Origin of the sequence: Caulobacter sp. KR2-114, from assembly GCF_049446115.1 — a bacterium.
In the GTDB taxonomy this organism is placed as follows: Bacteria; Pseudomonadota; Alphaproteobacteria; order Caulobacterales; family Caulobacteraceae; genus Acaudatibacter.
The window spans coordinates 285687-310622 of record NZ_JBMSEC010000007.1 but is presented as its reverse complement, the minus strand read 5'-3'; the positions used below and the strand labels follow the sequence as shown (position 1 = coordinate 310622).

Below are 24936 nucleotides of genomic sequence, written 5' to 3'. Positions count from 1 at the left end.
GGGTGGGGAACGCCCGCCGGGACAACGATCATCTGCGGGCTTCAGTGGAGGCCGCGGACTCCCCCACCCTGATCGCTGCGCGATCTGTCCCTCCCCACAAGGGGGAGGGCGAAGTTACAGGATGAAGCGGCTGAGGTCGGCGTTGCTGGCCAGTTCGCCGATGCGGCTGGTGACGTAGGCCGCGTCGATGGTCAGGCTCTCGCCGGAGCGATCGGCGGCCGAGAAGCTGATCTCCTCCACCACCTTCTCCAGCACCGTCTGCAGGCGGCGGGCGCCGATGTTCTCCACCGCGCCGTTGACCGCCACGGCGGCGTCGGCCAGGGCGTCGATGGCGTCGTCGGTGAAGGTCAGGGTCACCCCCTCGGTAGCCAGCAGCGCCTGATGCTGGCGCACCAGGTTGGCCTCCGGCTCGGTGAGGATGCGGCGCATGTCGTCGCGGGTCAGGGCCTTCAACTCCACGCGGATCGGCAGGCGCCCCTGCAGCTCCGGCAGCAGGTCCGAGGGCTTGGCCACGTGGAACGCGCCCGAGGCGATGAACAGGATGTGGTCGGTCTTCACCGGTCCGTGCTTGGTGGTGACGGTGGTGCCCTCGATCAGCGGCAGCAGGTCGCGCTGCACCCCCTCGCGGGAGACGTCGGCCCCGGCGCGGTCCGAGCGCGAGGCGACCTTGTCGATCTCGTCGATGAACACGATGCCGGTGTTCTCGGCCAGCTCCAGCGCCTCCTTGGTCAGGGCGTCCTGGTCCAGCAGCTTGTCGCTCTCCTCGGCGATCAGCGGCCCCCAGGCGGCGGCGACGGTGGTCTTGTGCGCCTTGGTGCGGCCGCCGAACGCCTTGCCCATGATGTCCGACAGGTTCAGCACCCCCATCGAGGCGCCCGGCTGGCCCGGCATCTCGAAGCCCTGGAACGGCGAGGCGTTGTCGGCCAGGTTCAGCTCCACCTCCTTGTCGTCCAGCTCGCCGGCGCGCAGCTTCCGGCGGAACGAGTCGCGGGTGGCCGGACCGGCGCCCTGGCCGACCAGGGCCTCCACCAGCCGGTCCTCGGCGGCGGCCTCGGCCCGGGCCTTGACCCCGGCGCGGCGCTTGTCGCGGACCATGGCGATGGCCTGCTCGACCAGGTCGCGGACGATCTGGTCGACGTCGCGGCCGACGTAGCCGACCTCGGTGAACTTGGTGGCCTCGACCTTGAGGAACGGGGCCTGCGCCAGCTTGGCCAGGCGCCGGGCGATCTCGGTCTTGCCGACCCCGGTGGGGCCGATCATCAGGATGTTCTTCGGCGTGACCTCGTCGCGCAGGTCCTCCGGCACGCGCCGGCGGCGCCAGCGGTTGCGCAGGGCCACGGCCACGGCGCGCTTGGCCTCGGCATGGCCGACCACGAAGCGATCCAGCTCGGAGACGATCTCGCGGGGGGAGAACTCGGTCATGCTCAGACCACCTCCACCGTCAGCTCGCGGTTGGTGTAGACGCAGATGTCGGCGGCGATGCCCATTGCCTTGCGGGCGATCGCCTCGGCGTCGATGTCCATGTCGATCAGCGCCCGGGCGGCGGCGAAGGCGTATTGCCCGCCCGAGCCGATTGCGGTGACGCCGAACTCCGGCTCCAGCACGTCGCCGGTGCCGGTGACCGTCAGGATGGTGCTCTTGTCGGCGCAGATCAGCATCGCCTCCAGGCGCCGCAGATAGCGGTCGGTGCGCCAGTCCTTGGCCAGGTCGACGCAGGCCCGGGCCAGCTGCTCCGGATACTGTTCCAGCTTGGCTTCCAGCCGCTCCAGCAGGGTGAAGGCGTCGGCCGTGGCCCCGGCGAAGCCGGCCACCACGCGCCCGCCGGCCAGGCGGCGCACCTTGCGGGCGTTGCCCTTGACCACCGTCTGGCCCATGGAGACCTGGCCGTCGCCGGCGATCACCGTGGTCCCGGCCTTGCGTACGGCCAGGATGGTGGTCCCGTGCCAGTTGGGAAAGTTGCTATCCTGCATGGCCGCGCATGTGGCGGCGGGAAGGGCCCGGGTCAAGCTGGATGACATTCTCGGACGAAGAGGTCGAGCGCTACGCCCGCCATCTGGTGCTGCGCGAAGTGGGTGGGCCGGGCCAGCAGCGGCTGAAGGCGGCCCGGGTGCTGATCGTCGGCGCCGGCGGCCTCGGCGCGCCCGCGGCGCTGTACCTGGCGGCGGCCGGCGTCGGTGCGCTGGGCATCGTCGACCCCGACACCGTCAGCCTCTCCAACCTGCAGCGCCAGGTGCTGTATCGCACCGGCGACGACGGCGCGCCGAAGGTGGAGCGGGCCGCCGACCGGCTGGCGGAGCTGAACCCGCATGTGCATGTCGAGCCGATCGACGAGGCCGTGACCGCGGACAACGCGCAGGCGCTGGTGCGCGACTTCGACTGGGTGCTGGACGGCACCGACGACTTCGCCACGCGCCTGGCCGTCAACGCCGCGTGCGTGGCCGAGGGCAAGACCCTGGTCTCCGGCGCCATCGGCCGCTGGACCGGCCAGGTCGGGGTGTTCGCCGGGCGCCCCTGCTACCAGTGCCTGGTGCCGGAGATCCCGCCCGACGCGGAGACCTGCGTCGCCGTGGGCGTGGTCGGGGCGCTGGGCGGGGTGATCGGCTCGATGATGGCGCTGGAAGCGGTGAAGCTGATCGTCGGCGCCGGCCAGCCGCTGAGCGGTCGCCTGCTGGTCTACGACGCCCTGGCCGGGGAATCGCGCACGGTGCGGATCGGGGCCGATCCGCAGTGCCCGGTCTGCGGCGGGGAGCACTGACGGCCGCCCCATCGCCGCGCCGGGGTGCGATTGTGCATCGCAGCACGCCGGGACGGGAAGTTCTTCCTGCGCCTGAAGTCGTTACGGGGCTTGGGATTCCCGAAGACTTGGGCGGCCATGTATCGCTGCTGACAAAGTCCAGTTGATTGTGTCCGTCCGAAGGCGGATAGTGACCATGGTACGGCATTGAACCGCAGGGAGGCGGCGATGACGGTACATGACCCTAATACCGAACTTCATGATGTCCTGACCGGGACCAGACCGAAACGGGGGCCGCATCCCGCGGTGTTCATCGTGCCGGTGCTGGCCATCGCGATCGTGGGCGGCGCCTGGTGGGTGCGGCAGGAGGCGATGAAGCCCCAGCCGGTCCTGGCGGACGTCTCCACGTGCGAGCGGCTGCTGCTGGTGGCCAGCTCGGCCTCGCCCGGCAACTTCCTGGTCTGCTCGGCCAGCGCCCAGACGATCTATCGCCAGTCGCCCACCGGGCGTCAGCCGATGAGCCTGGCCGCCAACACGGTCTACAACCTGCCGATCGACGGGCGTACGCGGATCGAGGGCCTGACCGGCCCGAACATGCGCTACGGCTACGGCGGGACCTCGTGCGAGCGCCTGAACCAGGCCGACGGCAAGCCGGTGCTGCTGAACGGCGTGCCCGTGGACCGGTCGTCCTGCTGAGCCCTGGCGGGCGCTCGATATCGTTGACTGCCGCCCGGTAAGCGCCGCCTGATCGGCGCAAACGGGAGGACCAGACGATGAAGGCGCTCTGCTACCACGGCGCACGCGACATCCGGTACGACGGCATGGCCGACCCGGCCATCGCCGACGACCGCGACGTGATCGTGAAGATGGATCGCTGCGGCATCTGCGGCAGCGACCTGCACATCTATCATGGCCAGGGGTTCTCGCCGGACCTCGGCTTCTGCGTCGGCCACGAGGCGGTGGGCGAGGTGGTGGAGATCGGCAAGGCCGTCCGCCAGCTGAAGGTCGGCCAGAAGGTGATGCTGTCCGCCGCGGTCGGCTGCGGCGCCTGCGCCCCCTGCCTGGCGGGCGACGTCAACCACTGCCGCAACAACGCCATGCAGTGCTACGGCCTGTCCCACCGGCTGGAAGGCTGCCAGGCCGAGTACATCCGCGCGCCGGCGGCCGACTTCAACTGTGCGCCGATCCCGGAGGGCCTGACCGCCGACCAGGCGCTGATGCTGACCGACAACCTGCCCACGGCCTGGTTCGGGCTGAAGAACGCCGGGGTCAGCGCCGGCCAGACGGTGGCGGTGGTCGGCCTGGGGCCGATCGGCCTGATGGCCGTCGAAGGCGCGTTCGTGCTGGGGGCCAGCCGAGTGTTCGCCATCGACCTGGTGCCCGAGCGGCGGGCGATCGCCGCCAGCCTGGGCGCCGTCGCGCTGGACCCGGCCACCGCGGTCGAGGAGATCATGGCCGCCACCGCCGGCCGCATGGCCGACTGCGCGGTGGAGGCGGTGGGCGCCGACGCCACCATCAACCTGGCGCTCAAGACGGTGGGCCGCGCCGGGACCGTCTCGGTGATCGGGGTCAACCAGACCCGCAAGTTCGAGCTCGACATGGCGGTGGCCTTCATCAAGGGCCTGACCTTCCGCATCGGCACCTGCAGCGTGCCCGAGCACTGGCCCGAGCTGATCCCCCTGATCCAGGGCGGCCGCCTGCGGCCGGAGCGCTACATCACCCACGTCATGCCGCTCAGCGAGGGCGCCGAGGCCTACCGCCTGTTCGACGCCCGCCAGGCCGGGGCGCTGAAGATGGTGATGACCGGGTGAGCTACCGCCTCAGGCGAACGCCTTGGCGATGAAGTCGCAGCTGCGGGTGATCACCAGGGTGGTGTTCTTGTCCCTCCAGCCGCCGTAGGGATGCCCCTCGCCGTCCAGCACCACGTAGTCGCAGACCTTGCCGGCCTTCTTCAGGGCGTCGGCCATCAGCTTTGACTGGCTCGGGTCGACGATTCCGTCCTTGTTGCCGTGCATCAGCAGGACCGGCGCGGCGATGGCCTCGGCGTTTCGCGCCGGCGATGCGGCGATCAGGGCGTCCCGGTCGGCGACCGGATCGCCGATCCGGTCCACCCAGGTCTGGTAGACCGGGGAATCCTCGTGGTCGGTGCGCTTCTCCCAGGCCAGGATCTCCGGCAGGTCGGAGACCCCCGCCAGGGATACGGCGCAGCGATAGAGGCCGGGCTTGCGAACGGCGCCGATCAGGGCGGCGTAGCCACCATAGCTGGCGCCCCAGATCGCCACGCGCTTGGGGTCGGCCCGGCCGGTGGCCAGGACGTAGGCGACGGCGTCCTCGACGTCTTCCTGCATGCGGTCGCCCCAGTGGCGATGGCCCGCCAGGGCGAAGGCCTTGCCATAGCCCGCGGACCCCCGGAAGTTCGGCTGCAACACCATCCAGCCCCTGGCCGCGAAGGCCTGGGCGGTGAAGTCGTAGTCCAGCTTGTCGCGGACCTCCGGCCCGCCGTGCGGCATCACCACCAGCGGCCGCGGGCCGGTTCCGGCAACCGCGAGCGGCACGGTCAGGTAGGCGCGCATCGCCACGCCGTCCCGGGTCTTGATGTCGAGCATCTCGGTGGGCGCGAGGCGGTCGCGCAGCCATGGGCGGGCTTCGCTCAGCGGATCGAAGCGCCGCGCCTCCCGGTCGTAGAAATAGTAGACCCCGGCTTCCTGGGGACCGCTTGCGCGGACCACGAACCGGGTCTTCTCCGGATTCCAGTCGACGATCTCGACGTTGCACTGGTTGTCGAAGAACTTGTTCATCGCCTTGAAGTGCCCGACCAGGCTCTTGTCGGCGAAGTCGTACTCGGTCCGGTCGCCGCTCACCTGCGCCGCGAAATAGCGCGAGTGCTCGTCGAACAGGGCGTCCTCGATGTCGGCGCCGTCGCGGGACGCCACCACGGCGCCCAGCGCGAGCGTCTTCAGGTCGAACTGGTGCAGCGCAACCCCGGCGTCTTCGGGCGCGCTGTTGAGGACGAGCCAGATGTTCGGGTCATCGCCTCCCGCGGGGCCCATGATCTGGAAGTCTGGACGGTCGATGTCGTCGTACTTGACCTTGCGCACCAGCTTCCAGTGCGTCTCGCCGATGGGGCGGGCATAGATCGCCTCGGTCTTGGCGGTCAGGAAATCCCAGCGCAACACGGGCACGCCCTTGACCGTCATGAAGCCCAGGGTGTTGTCCACGCCGGATTCCAGCAGCTTGGACTCCCCGGTTTCCACATCCACCGTGTGCAGCGTCGGCAGCTGCACCCGCGGGTCCCACAGCATCATGATGATGTGGCTCGGGTCGTCCGGCAGGTAGTCGACGACCGTGCTGAGGTCGGTGTTGGTGTCGGCGTATTCGGGCGCATCGTTCAGCAGCAGCACGGCGTTGCCCGCCCGATCGACCGAGACCAGCCTGCGCACGGTGTAGTCGAATCGCCGATGAATGTAGCTGCCGCCGCTGGTGTCCGCCTGGGCGGCGTCGATCCGCACACCGATCAGCAGGCGGTCGTTGTTGGCCCACCGGATCGTCTCGACGGCGTAGCGTCCGACGATGATCGGCGCGATCTTGGCGTCGGGGTTGGCGGCGTCGGTCAGGGTGATGAAGGCCAGGCGCTTGCCGTCCTCCAGCTTCTCGTGGAGCACCGCGATCTGACGACCGTCCGGCGACAGGGTCGCCCCGTAGGTCACCGGCCGCCGCAGGAGCTCCTCGATGCTCGGCGGCTGCGGCGGTGCGTCGGCCGCCCAGGCGCGGCCCCCCAACGCCCACAGTCCGCCGGCCAGCGGCGCCGCCGCGCCCGCCGCCATCACGCTACGCCTGGAAATCATGGAGCCCCCGCCCGCAACCTGTGGTTAGACTTCAAGCGTCAGCGGCGCGCCGTCAAGGCGTCGGAGGGGCCGCCGTGGGGGAAAACGATGTCGACGGACGAAGCCGGGCCGGATCCGGGCGCCAACCTGCGCAACATCCTCACCGGAACCCGGCCCAGGCCCTGGATACATCCGGCGCTGTTCGCCGTGCCCGTGCTGCTGCTGGCCGGCGTCGGCGGCTGGGCCTGGTGGTCGGCGACCCGGCCGGAGGCGCCCGCCTATGCCGCCGCGCCGGTGGAGACCTCGATCTGCGAGGACCTGCTGCGCGAGACCAGCAAGGCCTTCCCCGACCGGTTCTACGTCTGCGCCTCGCGGCCGAAGACCATCTGGCGCATCGAGGGGCCGCAGCGCTTCGCCATGCCGCTGCTGGCCAACGCGGTCTACGAGCTGCCGCTGGACGGGACCACCAAGGTGGAGAACCTGGCCTCGCCCGACATGCGCTACGGCGCCGGCGGCGGCTACTGCACGGGGCTGCTGCCGCAGGACCAGGGCCGGGTGTTCACCCTGGAGAAGAACCAGGCGCCGGTGGACGCCAATACCTGCTGAGGTTCGGCCGAGGAGTCACGCCGGGCCGCACAGGGCGTCGACGCCGGCGCGGGCGACGGCCTGCAGCGTGGCGCGGTCCAGCCCGGCCCGGGCGCGGATCGCCAGGTTGTTGAGCACCGCCGAGGCGATCAGAGCCAGTCCCCGGGGGTCGGCCTCGGCCGGCAGCTCGCCGGCGCTGCGGGCGGCGGCGAACCGGGCTTCGAAGGCGCCGTCCATGCGGGTCAGCGCGCCGGCCAGGGCCTCGCGCACCGCGGCGTCGCCCAGCGCCTCGACCACCGCCGTGCCGATAATGAAGCAGCCCTGCGGGCCGCGCTCGCCGGCCAGGTAGATGCGGATGGCGCTGTCGTAGACCAGCGCCAGGGCCTCGCGCACCGTCGGCCGGGCCGCCAGGGCCGCGGCCAGCGAGGCGACCGACTCGTCGGCCGACTTCGCCAGCGCCGCCAGGTACAGGGCGCGCTTGTCGCCGAACGCGCCATACAGGCTGGGGCGGTTGAGGCCCGTCGCCTCGGCCAGGGTGTCCAGCGAGGTGGCGGCGTAGCCCGCCCGCCAGAAGCTGGCCTGGGCCGCATTCAGCGCCTGGCCCGTGTCGAAGCCGCGCGGTCGTCCGCGGCCGCGACGCCCGGACGTGTCAGCAGTGTCGGGCGTTTTCTGTACCATTTCGCAAACAATCCTTGACCGCAATCCGGGGGGCGGGCCTATTTTGTAACGGTTCGCATCCAATTCAACCGGAGACCGGTCATGCAGCTCTACTATTCCCCCCTCGCCTGTTCGATGGCCTCGCGCATCGTCGCCTACGAGGCCGGTGGCGCGCTGGACTTCGTGCGGGTCGACACCCGGGCCGGCCGCCTCGCGGACGGGACCGACTACCGGACGATCAATCCCCTGGGCCAGGTGCCGGCGCTGAAGACCGACGACGGCGAGATCGTCACCGAGAACGCGGTGGTGCTGCAGGTGCTGGCGGACGCCTGGCCGCAGGCGGACCTCGCGCCGCCGGCCGGCTCGCCGGAGCGCTATCGCCTGCAGCAGTGGCTGAGCTTCACCGGCACGGAGCTGCACAAGGCCGTCTTCAACCCTCTGCTCAGCGCCAAGGCCCCGGCCGAGGCCAAGGCCTACGCCCGCGGCCTGCTGAACGAGCGGCTGGACCGGCTGGAGGCGCACCTGGCCGGGCGCGACTGGCTGCTGGAGCGCTTCTCGGTGGCCGACGCCTACCTGGCGGCGGTGCTGAACTGGACCCGCTTCACGGCGGTGGATTTGACGCCCTGGCCGTCGGTGGCGGGCTACTTCGCCCGCCTGAACGCCCGGCCCTCAGTGGCGCGCGCGGCGCAGGAGGAGCTGCAGCTCTATCAGGCGGCGTGAGCGCCCTCACCCCTGTCATCCCGGAATCCGCGCACGCGGATATCCGGGACCGCGGCAGGCGCCGTCGCCCGCTACGGCCAGCTGAGGTCTGCGTTTCCGGCGGTCCCGGATAGGGCTGACGCCCATTCCGGGATGACAGAGAGAGAGGGGTGATGACAGAGAGAGGTCAGAGCATCCCCGGGATCACCCGGTCGGGCGGCTTGTGGCCGTCCATCCAGGTGCGGATGTTGATGATCACCTTCTCGCCCATGTCGATGCGGCTCTCGATGGTGGCCGACGACATGTGCGGCAGCAGCACCGCATTGGGCAGCTTCAGGAGCTTGGGGTTGATCACCGGCTCGTGCTCGTAGACGTCCAGGCCGACGGCGGCCAGTTCGCCGCGCTCGAGCATGCCCGACAGCGCCGCCTCGTCGATGATCTCGCCGCGGGCGGTGTTCACCAGGATGGCGTGCGGCTGCAGCAGCTTCAGGCGGCGGGCGGACAGCAGGTGGTAGGTGCCCGGCGTGTGCGGGCAGTTCACCGAGACGATGTCCATCCGCGCCAGCATCTGGTCCAGGCTTTCCCAGTAGGTGGCCTGGAGGTCCTCGGCGATGCGCGGGCTGACCGGCTTGCGGTTGTGATAGTGGATCGACAGGCCGAAGGCGGCGGCGCGCTTGGCCAGGGCCTGGCCGATGCGGCCCATGCCGACGATGCCCAGCCGCTTGCCCGACAGCCGCCGGCCCAGCATCCAGGTCGGGGTCCAGCCGTGGAAGCCGCCGGCGTGGGTGACGGTGGAGCCCTCGATCATCCGGCGCGAGGCCGCCATGATCAGGCCCATGGTCAGGTCGGCGGTGTCCTCGGTCAGCACGCCGGGGGTGTTGGTGACGGTGATGCCGCGGGCGTTGGCCGCGGCCACGTCGATGTGGTCGAAGCCGACGCCGAAGTTGGCGATCAGCTTCAGCTGCGGACCGGCCGCATTGATGATGTCGGCGGTGACCCGGTCGGTGATCGTGCACGCCAGCACCTCGGCGCGCTGCACGGCCGCGGTGAGCTCCGGCGGCCCCATGGGGGTGTCGTCGAGGTTCAGCTCGGCGTCGAACAGCTCACGCATCCGCGTCTCCACCGGATCGGGGAGTTTACGGGTGACGATGACTTTCGGCTTGCGGACGGCCATGGGCGGGATGGAATAAGGCGTTTCCGGTCGGGTGATTTGATCTGACCTGTAGCAGCCGGGTTTGTCCGGGCCAAGCGAGCGGGATGCGACGAACAGCGATCTGCGGTCTGGCGCCCATCCTGGGGGCGGTCGGCGTGGCCCTTGCCGGGTGCGGCGACCATGGCGGCGAGGGCAAGGACTGTCCCGCGGCGGAGAAGGCCAGGACGCCGTCCGGCTTCTGCGTGCCGCGCTATGTCAGCCTCAAGCGCGACGACGTCTATGCCCGCAAGGGGCCGGGCAAGGACTACGACACCCTGTTCGTCTACCACGCCAAGGGCCTGCCGGTGCAGATCGTGCAGGAGACCACCGACTGGCGGCGGATCTGTGATTCGGACGGTCAGGTGGTGTGGGTGCACCGCCAGATGGTGGATGGCCGGCGCACGGTGATCGCCACCAGCGCCCAGCCCGCGCCGATCCGCCATGCGCCCAAGGCCGACTCCGCCCCGGCGGGATTCCTCAACGTCAAGGCGCTGGCCAGCCTCGAGCACTGCAAGGGCGACTGGTGCAAGGTCAGCGTCGGCGGCGTCAGCGGCTGGGTGGCCAAGACCGACGTCTGGGGCGCGGCCGAGCCGGTGCAATGCAAGGTCACCACGCCCTGACCGCGACCTGACGCCGGCGCTGCACGATTTGGCGGCGCCCCGGCGACCGTGCTAACCCGCTTCGCATGGACGCCATCACCCGCTCTTCCTTCGAACGCGAAGACCTCCTCGCCTGCGCCCGCGGCGAGCTGTTCGGCCCCGGCAACGCCCAGCTGCCCTATCCGCCGATGCTGATGTTCGATCGCATCACCCAGATCGGCTCCAGCGGCGGGGCGCACGGCAAGGGCCAGATCGTCGCCGAGCTGGATATCAACCGCGGGCAGTGGTTCTTCGACTGCCACTTCATCAACGACCCGGTGATGCCCGGGTGCCTCGGCCTGGACGCCATGTGGCAGCTGGTGGGCTTCTTCCTGGCGTGGTCCGGCGGGCCCGGAAAGGGTCGCGCCCTGGGCGTCGGCGAGGTGAAGTTCGCCGGTGAGGTGACCCCGGCCGTCAAGAAGGTGGTCTACCGCATCGACCTGAAGCGCGTGATCCTTCGCCGGCTGGTGATGGGCGTGGCGGACGGCGTTCTGGAAGCCGACGGCGTCCCCATCTATGAAGCCACCGACCTGCGGGTCGGGCTCTATCGGCCGGAAGCCAAGTAACCGGTCCAAGCGTTATAAGCCGCCGGCAAAGGCGGGTGTGGAAAGGAAACAGGCATGCGCCGCGTCGTGGTCACCGGTCTGGGCATCGTCTCGTCGATCGGCAACAACGCCAACGAGGTGCTGGCGTCGCTGCGCGAGGCCCGCTCCGGCGTGGCAGCCGCGCCGGAATACGCCGAGCTCGGCTTTCGCTGCCAGGTCGAGGCCGCGCCGCACATCGACTGGGAATCGATGATCGACCGGCGCGCCGTGCGGTTCCTGGCCCCGGGCACGGCCTACGCCCACATCGCCATGGAACAGGCGATCGCCGACTCCGGCCTGGAAGAGGCCGACATCTCCAACGACCGCACCGGCCTGATCGTCGGCGAGGGCGGCCCCTCCACCCGCACCATCGTCGAGGCGGCCGAGACGGCGAAGACCAAGGGCGTCAAGCGCATCGGCCCGTTCGCGGTGCCCAAGGCGATGTGCTCGGGCCCCTCGGCCGTGCTCTCCACCTGGTTCAAGATCCGCGGCGTCAACTATTCGATCTCGTCGGCCTGCGCGACCTCGGCCCACTGCATCGGCGCGGGCGCCGAGCAGATCCAGCTGGGCAAGCAGGACATCATCTTCGCCGGCGGCTGCGAGGAGCTGGACTGGACCCTGTCGGCCCTGTTCGACGCCATGGGCGCGATGTCCTCGAAGTACAACGACCGCCCGGCCGTCGCCAGCCGCGCCTATGACGCCGACCGCGACGGCTTCGTGATCGCCGGCGGCGCCGGGCTGGTGGTGCTCGAGGAACTGGAGCACGCCAAGGCCCGCGGCGCGAAGATCTACGGCGAGATCGTCGGCTACGCCGCCACCTCCGACGGCTACGACATGGTGCAGCCCTCCGGCGAGGGCGCCGTGCGCGCCATGCGCCTGGCCATGGCCGAGGCCGGCGGCCGCCGGATCGACTACCTGAACCCGCACGGCACCGGCACCCCCATCGGCGACGTCAAGGAGATGGAGGCCGTGCGCGAGACCTTCGGCGACAAGGCTCCGATGATCTCCTCCACCAAGTCGCTCACCGGCCACAGCCTGGGCGCGGCCGGGGCGCAGGAGGCGATCTACTGCCTGCTGATGCTGCAGAACGGCTTCGCCGCCGAGAGCGCCCACATCGACACCCTCGACCCCGCCTTCGCCGACCTGCCGATCCTGCGCCGGCGCCACGACGGCCCGCTGGAGACGGTGATGTCCAACAGCTTCGGCTTCGGCGGCACCAACGGCTGCCTGGTGATGAGCCGGGTCTGACCGGGGCTCGAATCCCTTGATCGCGTCCTTCTCCCCTTGCGGGAGAAGGTGTCAGCGAAGCTGACGGATGAGGGTCGACAACCCTTTCCGGCGAGCCCGGCGCCGGCCTGACCCCACTAGTCCCCGAGGGTTCCACAGACCCCTCATCCGCCCGCCTGCGGCGGCCACCTTCTCCCGCAAGGGGAGAAGGAAGACCGGAGCCAGCGTCAGGTGGCTGGCTTGCCGGGTGACCCAGGCCCGTCCACAAACACCCAGAACAACCAAGCTGGAGCGAACCCCATGGCCGACGACTGGAACATGCCCGCCGGCGAGCTGATGCGGGGCAAGAAGGGGCTGGTGATGGGGGTCGCCAACCGCGACTCCATCGCCTGGGGCGTCTGCCGGCAGCTGGCGGCGCAGGGCGCGGAACTGGCGCTGGGCTACATGGAGTCCAACGAGAAGCGGGTGAAGCCGCTGGGCGAGAGCATCGGCGCCAAGCTCTACGCCACCTACGACGCCACCGACGACGCCTCGATGGAGGCGATGTTCGCCAAGGTCGAGGCCGGCTTCGGAACCATCGACTTCCTGGTGCACGCCATCGCCTACGCCGACCGCAGCCAGATCAAGGGCTCGTTCGTCGAGAACGCCACCCGCGAGGGCTTCCTGCAGGCGATGAGCATCTCGGCCTATTCCTTCGTCGACGCCGCGCGACGGGCTGCGGCGCTGATGCCGAACGGCGGCTCGATCATCACCATGACCTACCTCGGCTCCGAACGGGCGATCCCCAACTACAACACCATGGGCGTGGCCAAGGCGGCGCTGGAGGCCTGCGTGCGCTACGCGGCGCGCGATCTCGGGCCGCAGGGGATTCGCGTGAACGCCGTCTCGCCGGGGGCCATGCGCACCCTGTCGCTGGCCGGCATCTCCGGCGGGCGCGGCATGCTGGCCAAGGGCCGCAGCCTGTCGGCGCTGAAGGAGGACACCACCATGGAAGGGGTCGCCGGCTGCGCCCTGTGGCTGCTCTCCGACCTCGGCCGCTCGGTGGCCGGTGAGGTGGTGCACGTCGACGCCGGCTTCCACATGATGGGCCTGCCGGACGACGAGGAAGCTTGATCTCCTCCACCCGTCACCCCGGGCGAAGCGCAGCGCAGACCCGGGGCCAGCGGCGCGGTCTCTGAGAAGACGGCGACCAGCCGCTGCAGGCGCCGCTCCAGGCTGGACTTCGTTTCGGTCGCGGATCGGCCGGCCCCGGATCTGCGCGCTACGCGCTTGTCCGGGGTGACGAGGGGTGGGCGGTGTCGCCCGAGGCCCCCTAGGGCCGGTACGCCTTCAGGAACCGGCGGGCGGCTTCGGTGGCGATGCGTTCGATGCGGGCGGGGGTGAGGTCGGAGGGCAGGCCCATCAGCAGGCTCAGCTGGCGGTGGCTGACCACCATGCCGGCGAAGAAGTCGGCCGCCTCGTCGACGTCGTCGATGGCCAGCCGTCCCGCGGCCGTCTCGCGCGCCAGGAATGCCGCCAGCCTGGCCCGCGACGCGCGCAGGCCGCCCTTGAACACCGCCTGGGCCAGATCCGGCTCGCCGGCGACGCTGGAGATGATCAGCCGGATCAGGATCACCCCGCGCGGCATCTGCAGGGTTTCCAGCAGGGCGCGGGCATAGTCGGCCAGGGCGTCGTGCGGCCGCTCGGTGGCGCCGGGCACCTCCAGCGCGGCGGTGATCGAGTCCGTCCGCCGGGCGATCAGCGCCCGCACCAGTTCCGACTTCGAGCCGTAGTGGTTGTAGACCGTCTGCTTGGAAACGCCGGCGCGCCGCGCGATCTCGTCCATCGACACCGAGAGGCCGCGCTCGTAGATCGCGTCGGACGTCGCCTCGAGAATGGCTTCGGTCTTGGCCAGGTCGATCTGGCCGGCGATGCGCGGCATGGCGTCTCCGGAGGGCCCCAGGATCCGGCGCGCGCCGCGCCGGTTCCGCAAGGCGGAGGATGGAAGCGTAACGCGCGAAATTGCAACCGGTGACGTGGCGGAAGCGCGCACCTCCGGCCCCTTGCAAGGCTGGACCCGCAAGGCTCCCGGGCTCATAGGAAGGGCATGAGCGCAGCGGACGCCCCGGACGTGATCATCGCCGGCGCCGGCATGGCCGGCGTCACCCTGGCCCTGGCCCTGGCCGACGGCGGGCTGAAGCCGCTGCTGGTCGACCCCCTGCCGTTCGACGACCAGCTGGCCCCCACCTTCGACGGCCGCGCCTCGGCGATCTCGTTCTCGGCCTTCCGCCAGTGGCGGGCCCTGGGCGCCGCGCCGCTGCTGGAGCCGCACGCCCAGCGCATCGAGCAGATCCTGGTCACCGACGCCCACCGCCCGGGCGCCGCCGCCGCCGCGCCCCTGCCCGCCTACCTGCGCTTCGACGCCGCCGAGATCGCCGACCGCTGCGAAGGCGAGCCGCTGGGCTATCTGATCGAGAACCGCCGCATCCGCGCCGCCCTGGCTCAGACCGCCCTGGCGCGCGGCATCGAAGTGCTGGCGCCGGTGAAGGTGACGGGCGTCGAGGCCGGGGTGGGCTCGGCCATGGTCAGCCTGTCCGACGGCCGCACGCTCAGCGCGCCCCTGGTGGTGGGCTGCGAGGGTCGCGGCTCGGTGGTGCGCCGCGCCGCCGGCATCGGCGCCATCGGCTGGGGCTACGGCCAGAGCGGCGTGGTGGCCACCGTCGGGCTGGAGCGGCCGCACGGCGGCGTCGCCTACGAACATTTCCTGCCGTCCGGCCCGTTCGCCATCCTGCCGCTGACCGGCGACCGCGCCAGCCTGGTGTGGACCGAAAGCACCGCCCGCGGCGAGGCCCTGCGCCACGCCTCGGACGCGGCGTTCCACGGCCATCTGATGCGACGGTTCGGCGACTTCCTGGGCCGGGTCGAGGTGCAGGGACCGCGGTTCGTCTATCCGCTGTCGCTGCAGCTGGCCGAGCGGTTCTGCGCCCCGCGCCTGGCGCTGGCGGGCGACGCCGCGCACGGCGTGCATCCGATTGCGGGCCAGGGCCTGAACCTGGGGCTGAAGGACGCCGCCGCCCTGGCGCAGGTGCTGAGCGAGGCGCTGCGGCTGGGCGAGGACATCGGCGCGCTGTCGGTGCTGGAGCGCTACGCCCGCTGGCGGCGCGCCGACACGATCAGCAACGCCCTGGCGTTCGACGCCTTCGTGCGCATCTTCTCCAACGACAACCCGGTGCTGCGCCTCGGCCGCGCCGCGGGCATGGCCCTGGTCAACCGCATCGGCCCCGCCCGCCGGTTCTTCATGCAGGAAGCCGGCGGCGCCGTCGGCGACCTGCCCCGCCTGCTGCGCGGCGAGAGCCTGGCGGCGTAGGCGCGCGGCGCGTTCGCAGGCCCCCTCCACCATTCGCCCTTCGGCCGAATGGTCCCCCTCCCCCGCTCCGCTTCGCTGCGCATGGGAGGAGAGACGGCCTCGACGCTTCTGCTCCTCCCACGCGGAGCGGGGGAGGGGGACCGCCCGGCGTAGCCGGGTGGTGGAGGGGGCCAGGGGCCTCGCCGATCAGTCCCGCAGCAGCTCGTTGATCGAGGTCTTCGAGCGGGTCTGGGCGTCCACCGTTTTGACGATCACGGCGCAGTACAGGCTGGGCCCGCCGTGCGGATCGGGGCGCGAACCGGAGACCACCACGGAATAGGGCGGCACGTAGCCCCGGTGGGTCTCGCCGGTCTTGCGGTCGATGATCGGGGTCGAGCCGTTCAGGTAGACGCCCATCGACAGCACCGCGCCCTCGCCGACGACGACGCCTTCGGCCACTTCCGAGCGGGCGCCGATGAAGCAGTCGTCCTCGATGATCGTCGGGTTGGCCTGCAGCGGCTCCAGCACCCCGCCGATGCCGACGCCGCCCGACAGGTGCACCCGCTTGCCGATCTGGGCGCAGGAGCCAACCGTGGTCCAGGTGTCGACCATGGTGCTCTCGTCCACATAGGCGCCGATGTTCACGAACGAAGGCATCAGCACCACGTTCCTGGCCACGAACGCGCCGTGGCGGACGATGGACCCGGGCACGGCGCGAAAGCCGCCGGCCTCGAAGTCCTTGTCTTCCCAGCCGTCGAACTTGTTGGGGACCTTGTCCCACCACGGCCCCGCCCCGCCGCCCAGGGCGCCGGAGCGCATGATGCTGTTGGGGTTCAGGCGAAAGCTCAGCAGGATCGCCTGCTTGGCCCACTGGTGGGTGGTCCAGGCGCCGTCGACCTTCTCGGCCACGCGCAGCTGGCCGGCGTCCAGCAGGCGCAAGGTCTCCTCCACCGCCGTGCGAACGGGCCCGCGGGTCTCGGTGTTCACCCCGTCGCGAGCCGCCCACGCGGCCTCGATCTCGGTCTGCAGGTCGGAGAGGGTCACGTCGGTCATCGGTGTTCCTTGACCCGGATGGCGGCCAGGAACGGGGCCAGGCGCGCGGTGCGGTGGTGGACGAAGTCGGCGGTGCTGTCGGCCGCATGGGCGCCCACCAGCACGGTGGTCATGCCCAGCGCGGCGGCGGGCTTGAGGTTGCGCTCGGCGTCCTCGAAGAAGGCGGTGGTCTTCGGCTCGATGGCGTGGGCGGCGATGATCTTGGCGAACGCCCCCGGCGACGGCTTCGGCTCGAAGTCCGCCGAGCCGATGTGGAAGATGTCGTCGAACAGCCCCGACAGCCCCAGGCGCTCGGCCACCCGCTGCGCATGGCCGCCGTCGGCGTTGGTGAAGATCAGCCGGCGGCCCGGCAGCCGCCGCAGCGCCGCGATCAGCTCGGGGTCGTGCGCCAGCAGGTCCAGCGGCAGGTCCTCGAAGATGGCGTGGAATTCGGCGGGATCGACGCTGTGGTCGCGGATCAGCCCCGTCAGCGACAGGCCGTGCTCGGCCAGATAGCGCTTCTGCAGCCGATAGGCCTCCTCCGGCTCCAGGCCCGTGACCTGGATGACGTAGTCGCGGATCCGCCGGTCGATCTCCAGCGCCAGGCCGGAGTCGAGCGGATAGAGGGTGTTGTCCAGGTCGAACAGCCAGGTGTCGACGTGGGTGAGGTCGGCCGGCGTCTGCATCAAGCGGGAGCCCCCTCCACCCCCTTCGGGGGTCCCCCTCCCCCAGGGGGGGAGGAGAACGGTTCTCTTCCCCCATTGGGGGAAGTACCGGCGAAGCCGGGGATGGGGGCTCCAGCGGAGCGCTGGCCCAGGTCCACCTAGGCGCTCACCAGGGTGCCGGCGCCGTGTTCGGTGAACAGCTCCACCAGCATGGCGTGCGGGCGGCGGCCGTCCAGGATCACCACGGCCTCGACGCCGGACTCCACCGCGGCGATGGCGGTCTCCAGCTTGGGGATCATGCCGCCGGTGGCGACGCCCTCGGAGATCGCCGCCCGGGCCTCGGCGACGCTGAGCTGGCGGATCAGCTCGCCCTTGGCGTCCAGCACCCCGGCGACGTCGGTCAGCAGCAGCATGCGCTTGGCCTTCAGCGCCCCGGCCAGGGCCCCGGCCACGGTGTCGGCGTTGATGTTGTAGGTCTCGCCCTCCACCGACACGCCGATCGGGGCGATCACCGGGATGTAGTCCTCCGGCGAGTTCATCAGCTCTTCGATCAGCTTGGGGTCCACCCGGGTGGGCTCGCCGACGAAGCCCAGGTCGACCACTTCCTCGATCTTGGAATCCGGGTCGCGGCGGGTGCGGGTGGCCTTCTCCACGGTGATCATGCGCGCGTCCTTGCCCGAAAGGCCGATGCCGCGCACGTCCGCCTCCGCGCCCGCCTGGCTGATCCAGGAGGCGATCTCCTTGTTGATCGCGCCGGACAGGACCATCTCGGCCACCTCCATGGTCGGGGCGTCGGTGACCCGCAGCCCGTCGATGAAGGTCGACTTGACCCCGGCCTTTTCCAGCATGCGCGAGATCTGTGGCCCGCCGCCGTGCACCACGACCGGGTGCAGCCCCAGCAGCTTCAGCAGCACGGCGTCAGCGGCGAACAGCTTGGCCAGGGCCTCTTCGCCCATGGCGTGGCCGCCGTATTTGATGACCACGGTCTCGCGGTCGTAGATCTGGATGAACGGCAGCGCCTCGGCGAGGGTCCTGGCCGTGGCCCAGCCCTGTTCTTCGTTGATGTCGGACACGTGAGGCCTCCCGCTTCGGGCGCCTCCCTTAGCGAAGGGGGGTGGGCTTGTCATCCCGCGGGCGGCGCCGGAACCCCTCACCTTCCCACGCCGCTTGCCGTCGCAAGCGACGCGGGCCCCTCCCTCTCCCCATGGGAGAGGTAATTTTTCACTGTTCTGGCGGCGTCTTACTTCACCTCTCCCGGAGGGAGAGGGAGGGGCCCAATCGCGGCCAGCGATTGGGAGGGTGAGGGGCTCGGGCGCTTCCGAGAACCCTCAGGCCCAGGCCGCCGCGGCGATCTCGGCGCGCAGTTCCGGCAGGCCGGTTCCCTTTTCGGCCGAGGTGGCCAGCACGCGGGGGAAGGCGGCGGGGCGCTTGGCGATGGCGGCGGCGGTGCGGGCGACGGTCGCGGCGGCCTCCGCCGGCTTGATCTTGTCGGCCTTGGTCAGGACGATCTGGTAGGAGACCGCCGCGGTGTCGAGGGCGTCCAGGGCCTCGGCGTCCGGGGCCTTCAGGCCGTGCCGGGCGTCGATCAGCAGGTACACCCGCTTCAGGTTCGGCCGGCCTCGCAGATAGTCGCGGCCGAGGTTCTGGAACTTCTTGGCGGTGGTGCGCGAGACCCGGGCCCAGCCGTAGCCGGGCAGGTCGACCAGCCGCAGCCGGCCGTCCAGCAGGAAGAAGTTCACCTCCCGCGTGCGGCCGGGCTCGGTGGAGGCGCGGGCCAGGCCCTTGCGGCCCACCAGGCCGTTGATCAGCGACGACTTGCCGACGTTGGAGCGGCCGGCGAAGGCCACCTCCGGCAGGTCCGGCGGCGGCAGGCCGGGGATGGTGGTCGCCCCCATGACGAACTCGGCCTGGTGCGCGAACAGCACCCGCGCCGCCTCCAGTTCGTCCGCGGTGAAGACCTCCGTCGTGTCCGCCATCAGCCCGCCGCCGGAGCCTTGCCCTGCAGCCGGGCGATGAAGTTGTCGATCGGGTTGGGCGACTTGTAGCGGCGCATCAGCACGTACTGCTGCACGATCGTGAAGATGCCGCTGAAGGTCCAGTAGATCAGCAGGCCGACGGTGTACTGCGCCAGGATGAAGGTGAAGAACACCGGCATCAGCTTCATCACCTGGGCCTGGGTCTGGTCCATCCCGGTGGTGGGGGTCATCGACATGCTCATCCAGGTGACGAGGCCATAGGCCAGGGGCCAGGCGCCGATGTGCAGCGGACCGTCCAGCACCGAGCCGATGACGGGCACGTTCGCCGGGGTGAAGGGCAACAGGCCGAACAGATTGACGACGCTGGTCGGATCGCGCGCCGACAGGTCATGGATCCAGCCGAAGAACGGCGCGTGCCAGATCAGGATGGTGACCGTGAACAGCTTGGTCAGCGAATAGAAGATCGGGATCGGCAGCAGCGAGGGCAGGCAGCCGGTGATCGGGTTGATCTTCTCCCGGGCGTACAGCGCCATGGTTTCCTTCTGCAGCGCCTGCGGGTCGTCCTTGTACTTGGCCTGCGCCTCCTTCAGCGCCGGCTGGATCTTGCGCATCTTCACGCCCATCTCGTAGCCCGGCAGGGCCAGCGGGAAGGTGATCACCCGGATCAGCAGGGTCAGCAGCAGGATGGCGATGCCGACGTTGCCCACCTGGTGGTAGAAGAACTGCAGGGCGAAGAACATCGGCTTGGTGACAGGCATCATGAAGCCCCAGTCCACCGCGTCGTCGAAGTGGCTGACGCCCAGGCTCTTCTTGTAGGCGTTGAGCATCGGCACGGTCTTGGCGCCGGCGAACACGTGCGTGACCTGGGACACGCTCTTGCCGGGGGCGACCGTCAGCGGCTGGGCGGCGGTGTACGAGGCGGAATAGATGTCGACGCCGCCGTTCGCCTTGACCTGGGTGTTCGGCTTGATCGCCTCGCCGTTCGGCGGGATCAGCACGGTCATCCAGTACTTGTCGGTGACGCCGAACCAGCCCGTGCCGGTATCAAGGTCCTTGTACCCGTCCTTCTTCCACTTGCCGTACTTCTCTTCCTTCAGCCCGCCGTTGATCACCCCGACGGCGCCTTCGTGGACGATGTTGTTCTTGCCGAGCCACGGCGGCACGTCCTGGCGCTGCACGCTGCCGTAGGGGGTCAGCGAGACCGGGGCGGCGCCGTTGTTGGTCACCTGGTCGGTGACGGTGAACATGTACTTGTCGTCCACGGCGATGGTGCGCGTGAAGCTCAGGCCGGGCGAGGCGGCATAGGTCAGGGTGACCGGCGTGGTCGGGGTCAGCACCCGGCCCGAGCTCACCGTCCAGACGCTGGCGTCGGTGGGCAGGCCCGGCAGGTTGGCGCCGATCCAGCCCAGGCTGGCGAAATAGGCGAACTCCGTGCCCGCCGGGCGCAGCACCTCCACCGGGATGCCGTCCTTGCCGGCCGAGGTCTTGTACTGCTTCAGGAACAGGTCGTCGAAATGGGCGCCGGTCAGGGCGATCGAGCCCTCGAGCGTCGGGGTGTCGATGATCACCCGCGGCCCCTGCGCCAGGCCCTGGGCGCGGGTCAGGTGGGTCGGCGTCAGGGCCGACGGCGCCTGGGTGGCGGCGGCGGCCGAGGCGGCCGCCTGCTGCGCCTGGATCTGCTTCTGGCGGGGACCCAGGATGAAGGTCTGGTAGGCGACCAGCAGGATCAGCGCCACCGCCACGAAGGAGATCAGGTTACGGGTTTCGTTCTGCATGGCGCCTGTGCTTGCGGGCGGGCGGGCCCGGGACGGGGTCTGTCGGAGGGGGTGCGCCCGGTCGGGCCCCGGACTGGGCTTCGGTGGAACTGGCCGCGAGGTCGGCCGCGAGCCTTATCAGCGCGCTTTTCATATCGTCAAGGAGACGGTCCCAGGCGCGCGCGCCCGTGCCGCCGCGGGCGATGAACACATAGTCGCATCCGGCCCTGGCGTGATCGGGCGCGATCAGGCGCGCGGCCTCGCGCAGCCGTCGCTTGGCGCGGTTGCGCTCCACCGCCCCGCCGATGCGTTTGGTGGCGGTGAAGCCGATGCGGATGCGCGGGTCGCCGTCGCGGCGATCGCGGACCTGGGCCATCACGGCGCCGCGGCCGCAGGCCAGGCCCTTGGCGGCCGCCAGGAAGTCGGGCCGCACCTTCAGTCGCTCGATGGGCGGGCCTTGCACGGCCGGCCGATCGCGTGACGGGTGTTCGAGGCTGGGATCGGGTCCGGTCAAGCCGAAACCCTCAGGCTGGGACCCCGAGGGGCTCCTAGGCGGTCAGGCGCTTGCGGCCGCGGGCGCGGCGGCGGGCGATGACCTTCTGGCCGTTCTTGGTGGCCATGCGGGAGCGCCAGCCGTGACGGCGCTTGCGAACGAGACGCGACGGCTGGAAAGTCCGCTTCACGGGGTGGCTCCAAGACAAAAGACGTTCGCGCCCAAGGCCATGGCCCGGGCGAATGAGCGGGCGGACATACGGGAGACGGCCCGAGGAGTCAACATTGCCGTGACGATCTCCCCCCTGAACGCCCCTTCAAAGGCCGCCCGCTGACGCATCATCCCGCCTGCGGGCCGGCGGCCATGCGCGCCACGTCTTCCGGCGTGATGCCCATGATCGCCGCGAACGGCGAGCCGGCGGCGGCGTCCCAGGCGTGGCGGCCGCCGATGGTGATGCCGCCGTCGACGACGATGTGCGTGCCGGTGACGAAGGCGCTGTCGTCGCTGGCCAGGTAGAGAGCCGCGCGGGCGATGTCCTCGGGCAGGCCGGGCTTGGGGATCGGCTGCGCGGCGGCGGCGTTCTCGGCCACCCGGGCGGCCATCTGGTCGGCCACGGCGCGGGGCAGGCCCAGGGCGTCGCCGAAGATCGAGGTGGCGATCAGGCCCGGGCAGATGGCGTTGACCCGGATCTTCTGCGGCGACAGCTCGGCGGCGGCGCAGCGGCTCATGTGGATCACCGCGCACTTGGCGGTGGAATAGGCCAGCGGCCCCCAGCCGGCCTGCAGCCCGGCGATGGAGGCGGTGTTGATGATCGAGCCGCCGCCGCGCTCGCGCATCAGCGGCAGGGCATGGTGCATGCCCAGCGCCGGGCCGCGCACCAGCAGGGCGAAGGTCCTGTCCCAGCCCTCGGCGGTCATCGCCTCCACCGAGCCCGGCATGCCGCCGGCGCCGGCGTTGTTGAACAGGATGTCCAGGCCGCCGAACTCGGACTTGGCCAGGGCCAGGGCGGCGACGATGTCGGCCTCCGCGGTGACGTCGCAGTGGGCGTAGCGCACCTTGCCGGGGAAGCGCTTCTCCAGCATCGCGCCCTTCTCGTCCTGCAGGTCGGCGGCGACCACCTGGGCCCCCTCGGCGACGAACAGCTCCACCGTCCCCAGCCCGATCCCCGAGGCCCCGCCCGTGATCACGGCCACCTTGCCGCCCAGCCGTCCCGCCATGATGTGCTCCTGCGTGTTGTCGTTGTTGGGAAGGAACAGAGGCGCCGTAGCCCCTCACCCTCCCACGCCCCTTGCGTTCGCAAGGCGCGCGGGCCCCTCCCTCTCCCTATGGGAGAGGTGTTTCGGGGCCAAGTCCCGAACGGTGTTCGACGCCCTCCGCGATCGTCGCCGGACGATCCCTCACCTCTCCCAGAGGGAGAGGAAGGGGCCCATTGCGCAGCAATGGGAAGGTGAGGGGTTCCGCCCTCTCCGTCCTCAGTCCACCGTCACCACGACCTTGCCCATCGCCTTGCGGCTGGCCAGGTGGGCGATGGCTTCGCCGGCGCGGGCCAGGGGGTAGTGTTCGGAGACGTGTGGCTTGATCTTGCCGGCGGCGTAGAGGTCCAGCAGTTCCTTGACGTTGCGCTGGTGGCCGACCGGGTCGCGGGCCACGGCGGTGCCCCAGAACACGCCGACGATGTCGCAGCCCTTCAGCAGGGCCAGGTTCAGCGGGATGCGCGGAATGCCGGCCGGGAAGCCGACCACCAGGAAGCGGCCTTCCCAGGCCATCGCGCGCAGCGCCGCCTCGGCGTAGTCGCCGCCGACCCCGTCATAGACCAGGTCCGCGCCGTTCGGCCCGCAGGCGCCCTTGAACAGCTCCGCCAGCGCCTTCTGGCCGTCGCGGTCGAACGGGCCGGTGGGATAGACCACCCCGCTCTCGGCCCCGCGGCTGATCGCCAGATCGACCTTCTCCTGCGACGAGGCCGCCGCGATCACCCGCGCGCCCATCGCCTTGCCCAGCTCCACCGCCGCCAGGCCGACGCCGCCGGCCGCGCCCAGCACCAGCAGGGTCTCGCCCGGCTTGATGTGCCCGCGGTCCTTCAGCGCGTGATAGCTGGTGCCGTAGGTCATGATGAAAGCCGCCGCTTCGTCGAACGGCATGCTGTCCGGGATCGGGATCAGCCGGCCGGCCTCCAGGGCCAGCTCCTCGGCCATGCCGCCCCAGCCGGTGTTGCCCAGCACCCGGTCGCCCGGCTTGACGTGGGTGACGCCCTCGCCGACCTCCTTGACCACGCCGGCGATCTCGCCGCCGGGGGCGAACGGACGGGCCGGCTTGAACTGGTACTTGTCCTCGATGATCAGCACGTCCGGATAGTTGACGCCGATCGCCTTGACCGAGACCACCGCGGAACCGGGCTTGGCCTTGGGGCTCTCGACCTCTTCCAGCACCAGGGTCTCGGGGCCGCCGACGCTCTTGCTGAGCAAAGCCTTCATGATGTCCTCCCGCAGGCGTGTCCTTTTAGCGCGCGGGACGCTATCGGAAGGCGGCGGGGGACGGAAGGGCGAGGACGGCGCGTGACGAACAAATGTTTGACCGTGGCTCTGCACGGCGGCGCCGGCGCCACGCGGGATCGGACCTACGACGCCGAGATCCCGCACATGCGCGGCCTGATCGAGGCCGCGCGCGACCGGCTGAAGGCCGGCGCCGCCGCCCTGGACGTGGCCGTCGAGACCGTCGCGGCGCTGGAGGCGTCGGGCCTCTACGTCGCCGGCCGCGGCGCCTCGCCCAATTCCGCCGGGCGCTACGAGCTGGACGCCAGCCTGATGGACGGGCCCAGCCGCCGGGCCGGCGCGGTGGCCGCGCTGCAGGGCTTCCGCTCGCCGATCGCCGCCGCCCGGGCGGTGATGGAGCGAACCCCGCACGTGATGCTGGCCGGCGAAGGCGCCGCCGATCTGGCGCGGCAGGCCGGGCTGGAGACCATCGACGATCCCGACGCCTGGTTCACCCGCGCCGGCCGCCGGCCGCGGGAAAACCCCGCGCCGCTCAGCCACGGCACCGTCGGCTGCGTGGTGCGCGACGCCGAGGGCCGGCTGGCCGCGGCCACCTCCACCGGCGGGGTGTTCAACAAGCTGCACGGCCGGGTGGGCGACACCCCGATCCCCGGCGCCGGAACCTGGGCGGACGAGACGGTGGCGGTGTCCTGCACCGGGGTCGGCGAATATTTCATCCGCTCGGCGGCGGCCGCGCAGGTGTCGTTCCGCATGCGGCTGGCCGGCCAGGACCTGGCGAGCGCGGCGCAGGCGACGCTCGACGACCTCAAGGCGCTGGGCGGCGATGGCGGCCTGATCGCCGTCGCGGCCGACGGGACCCTCGTCACCCCGTACAACACCCAGGGCATGAAGCGCGCGACCCTCACCGCCGACGGCGAGATCCGGTCGGAGGTGTTCTGAGGCGGGGGCCGTAACCCCTCACCTTCCCACGCCCCTCGCTTCGCGAGCGCCGCGGGCCCCTCCCTCTCCCTATGGGAGAGGTGAAGGAAGGCGGCGCCGGGGGGGGGGGGGGGGGGTTAACCA

General features: G+C 70.8%; 26 protein-coding genes. 11 read left to right on the top strand and 15 right to left on the bottom strand.

Annotation, left to right across the window (positions count from 1 at the left end):
- Positions 1–114: 114 nt before the first annotated feature.
- Complete coding sequence (gene hslU, locus ACO2Q3_RS23235) at positions 115–1422, bottom strand: ATP-dependent protease ATPase subunit HslU (protein WP_423311004.1); 1308 nt, start codon at positions 1420–1422, stop codon at positions 115–117.
- Between the two features lie 2 nt (positions 1423–1424).
- Positions 1425–2018, bottom strand: coding sequence for an ATP-dependent protease subunit HslV (gene hslV / locus ACO2Q3_RS23230; protein ID WP_423311002.1), 594 nt, complete (start codon positions 2016–2018; stop codon positions 1425–1427).
- Between hslV and ACO2Q3_RS23225 the strand changes: the two genes are divergently transcribed.
- The 3 genes from ACO2Q3_RS23225 to ACO2Q3_RS23215 all read left to right on the top strand — a co-directional run bounded on the left by ACO2Q3_RS23225 (position 2012) and on the right by ACO2Q3_RS23215 (position 4545).
- Entirely contained in the window at positions 2012–2755 is a 744-nt protein-coding gene (locus tag ACO2Q3_RS23225) for a HesA/MoeB/ThiF family protein (RefSeq protein WP_423311000.1), read from the top strand. The genes hslV and ACO2Q3_RS23225 overlap by 7 nt on opposite strands.
- A 207-nt stretch (positions 2756–2962) precedes the next feature.
- Entirely contained in the window at positions 2963–3430 is a 468-nt protein-coding gene (locus ACO2Q3_RS23220) for a hypothetical protein (protein WP_423310998.1), read from the top strand.
- A 77-nt stretch (positions 3431–3507) separates the two neighbouring features.
- Positions 3508–4545 (top strand): alcohol dehydrogenase family protein, encoded by a 1038-nt coding sequence (locus tag ACO2Q3_RS23215; protein WP_423310996.1) that lies wholly within the window; start codon positions 3508–3510, stop codon positions 4543–4545.
- A 9-nt stretch (positions 4546–4554) separates the two neighbouring features.
- Here ACO2Q3_RS23215 and ACO2Q3_RS23210 read toward each other — a convergent pair whose 3' ends face one another.
- Complete coding sequence (locus tag ACO2Q3_RS23210) at positions 4555–6579, bottom strand: alpha/beta hydrolase family protein (protein WP_423310994.1); 2025 nt, start codon at positions 6577–6579, stop codon at positions 4555–4557.
- An 87-nt stretch (positions 6580–6666) separates the two neighbouring features.
- On the opposite strand from ACO2Q3_RS23210, the gene ACO2Q3_RS23205 reads away from it, so the two are divergent.
- A complete protein-coding gene (locus ACO2Q3_RS23205; protein ID WP_423310992.1) occupies positions 6667–7164 on the top strand; it encodes a hypothetical protein in 498 nt (165 codons plus the stop codon).
- 15 nt (positions 7165–7179) lie between these two features.
- Here ACO2Q3_RS23205 and ACO2Q3_RS23200 read toward each other — a convergent pair whose 3' ends face one another.
- Positions 7180–7821, bottom strand: coding sequence for a TetR/AcrR family transcriptional regulator (locus ACO2Q3_RS23200; RefSeq protein ID WP_423310990.1), 642 nt, complete (start codon positions 7819–7821; stop codon positions 7180–7182).
- 81 nt (positions 7822–7902) lie between these two features.
- On the opposite strand from ACO2Q3_RS23200, the gene ACO2Q3_RS23195 reads away from it, so the two are divergent.
- Complete coding sequence (locus ACO2Q3_RS23195) at positions 7903–8520, top strand: glutathione binding-like protein (RefSeq protein ID WP_423310988.1); 618 nt, start codon at positions 7903–7905, stop codon at positions 8518–8520.
- A 166-nt stretch (positions 8521–8686) separates the two neighbouring features.
- On the opposite strand, the gene ACO2Q3_RS23190 is transcribed toward ACO2Q3_RS23195, so the two are convergent.
- Positions 8687–9673, bottom strand: a complete 987-nt coding sequence (locus tag ACO2Q3_RS23190) for a 2-hydroxyacid dehydrogenase (RefSeq protein WP_423310986.1) — start codon at positions 9671–9673, stop codon at positions 8687–8689.
- An 83-nt stretch (positions 9674–9756) separates the two neighbouring features.
- On the opposite strand from ACO2Q3_RS23190, the gene ACO2Q3_RS23185 reads away from it, so the two are divergent.
- From ACO2Q3_RS23185 to ACO2Q3_RS23170, 4 genes are all read left to right on the top strand, one after another.
- A complete protein-coding gene (locus tag ACO2Q3_RS23185; RefSeq protein WP_423310984.1) occupies positions 9757–10311 on the top strand; it encodes an SH3 domain-containing protein in 555 nt (184 codons plus the stop codon).
- A gap of 65 nt (positions 10312–10376) precedes the next feature.
- Positions 10377–10895, top strand: a complete 519-nt coding sequence (fabA, locus tag ACO2Q3_RS23180; protein ID WP_423310982.1) for a 3-hydroxyacyl-[acyl-carrier-protein] dehydratase FabA — start codon at positions 10377–10379, stop codon at positions 10893–10895.
- A 54-nt stretch (positions 10896–10949) separates the two neighbouring features.
- On the top strand, positions 10950–12161 hold the full coding sequence (fabB, locus tag ACO2Q3_RS23175) for a beta-ketoacyl-ACP synthase I (protein WP_423310980.1): 1212 nt from the start codon (positions 10950–10952) through the stop codon (positions 12159–12161).
- A 279-nt stretch (positions 12162–12440) separates the two neighbouring features.
- The gene (locus ACO2Q3_RS23170; RefSeq protein ID WP_423310978.1) at positions 12441–13253 is read left to right on the top strand and encodes an enoyl-ACP reductase FabI; all 813 of its coding nucleotides are present in this window, start codon (positions 12441–12443) and stop codon (positions 13251–13253) included.
- A gap of 199 nt (positions 13254–13452) precedes the next feature.
- Here the strand turns inward: ACO2Q3_RS23170 and ACO2Q3_RS23165 are convergent, their stop codons facing one another.
- Entirely contained in the window at positions 13453–14061 is a 609-nt protein-coding gene (locus ACO2Q3_RS23165) for a TetR/AcrR family transcriptional regulator (RefSeq protein ID WP_423310976.1), read from the bottom strand.
- Between the two features lie 165 nt (positions 14062–14226).
- On the opposite strand from ACO2Q3_RS23165, the gene ACO2Q3_RS23160 reads away from it, so the two are divergent.
- Positions 14227–15486 carry a UbiH/UbiF/VisC/COQ6 family ubiquinone biosynthesis hydroxylase gene (locus ACO2Q3_RS23160; RefSeq protein WP_423310974.1) on the top strand — a complete coding sequence of 420 codons (1260 nt, stop codon included), beginning with the start codon at positions 14227–14229 and terminating at the stop codon, positions 15484–15486.
- Between the two features lie 186 nt (positions 15487–15672).
- On the opposite strand, the gene dapD is transcribed toward ACO2Q3_RS23160, so the two are convergent.
- The 9 genes from dapD to ACO2Q3_RS23115 all read right to left on the bottom strand — a co-directional run bounded on the left by dapD (position 15673) and on the right by ACO2Q3_RS23115 (position 23856).
- Positions 15673–16518, bottom strand: a complete 846-nt coding sequence (gene dapD, locus ACO2Q3_RS23155) for a 2,3,4,5-tetrahydropyridine-2,6-dicarboxylate N-succinyltransferase (protein WP_423310972.1) — start codon at positions 16516–16518, stop codon at positions 15673–15675.
- Entirely contained in the window at positions 16515–17183 is a 669-nt protein-coding gene (locus ACO2Q3_RS23150; RefSeq protein WP_423311187.1) for a pyrimidine 5'-nucleotidase, read from the bottom strand. The genes dapD and ACO2Q3_RS23150 overlap by 4 nt, the downstream gene beginning before the upstream one ends.
- A gap of 137 nt (positions 17184–17320) precedes the next feature.
- Positions 17321–18235 carry an acetylglutamate kinase gene (gene argB / locus ACO2Q3_RS23145; protein WP_423310970.1) on the bottom strand — a complete coding sequence of 305 codons (915 nt, stop codon included), beginning with the start codon at positions 18233–18235 and terminating at the stop codon, positions 17321–17323.
- Positions 18236–18490: 255 nt separating this feature from the next.
- Positions 18491–19138 carry a ribosome biogenesis GTP-binding protein YihA/YsxC gene (yihA, locus tag ACO2Q3_RS23140; RefSeq protein ID WP_423310968.1) on the bottom strand — a complete coding sequence of 216 codons (648 nt, stop codon included), beginning with the start codon at positions 19136–19138 and terminating at the stop codon, positions 18491–18493.
- Positions 19138–20913, bottom strand: a complete 1776-nt coding sequence (yidC, locus tag ACO2Q3_RS23135; RefSeq protein ID WP_423310966.1) for a membrane protein insertase YidC — start codon at positions 20911–20913, stop codon at positions 19138–19140. Before yidC ends, yihA begins: the two co-directional genes overlap by 1 nt.
- Complete coding sequence (gene rnpA / locus ACO2Q3_RS23130) at positions 20894–21355, bottom strand: ribonuclease P protein component (RefSeq protein WP_423311185.1); 462 nt, start codon at positions 21353–21355, stop codon at positions 20894–20896. The genes yidC and rnpA overlap by 20 nt, the downstream gene beginning before the upstream one ends.
- An 85-nt stretch (positions 21356–21440) precedes the next feature.
- Positions 21441–21575 carry a 50S ribosomal protein L34 gene (rpmH, locus tag ACO2Q3_RS23125; protein WP_423310964.1) on the bottom strand — a complete coding sequence of 45 codons (135 nt, stop codon included), beginning with the start codon at positions 21573–21575 and terminating at the stop codon, positions 21441–21443.
- Positions 21576–21723: 148 nt separating this feature from the next.
- On the bottom strand, positions 21724–22602 hold the full coding sequence (locus ACO2Q3_RS23120) for an SDR family NAD(P)-dependent oxidoreductase (protein WP_423310962.1): 879 nt from the start codon (positions 22600–22602) through the stop codon (positions 21724–21726).
- A 255-nt stretch (positions 22603–22857) separates the two neighbouring features.
- Positions 22858–23856 (bottom strand): NADPH:quinone oxidoreductase family protein, encoded by a 999-nt coding sequence (locus ACO2Q3_RS23115; RefSeq protein ID WP_423310960.1) that lies wholly within the window; start codon positions 23854–23856, stop codon positions 22858–22860.
- Between the two features lie 81 nt (positions 23857–23937).
- Between ACO2Q3_RS23115 and ACO2Q3_RS23110 the strand changes: the two genes are divergently transcribed.
- Positions 23938–24813, top strand: a complete 876-nt coding sequence (locus ACO2Q3_RS23110) for an isoaspartyl peptidase/L-asparaginase family protein (protein WP_423310958.1) — start codon at positions 23938–23940, stop codon at positions 24811–24813.
- Positions 24814–24936: the final 123 nt, after the last annotated feature.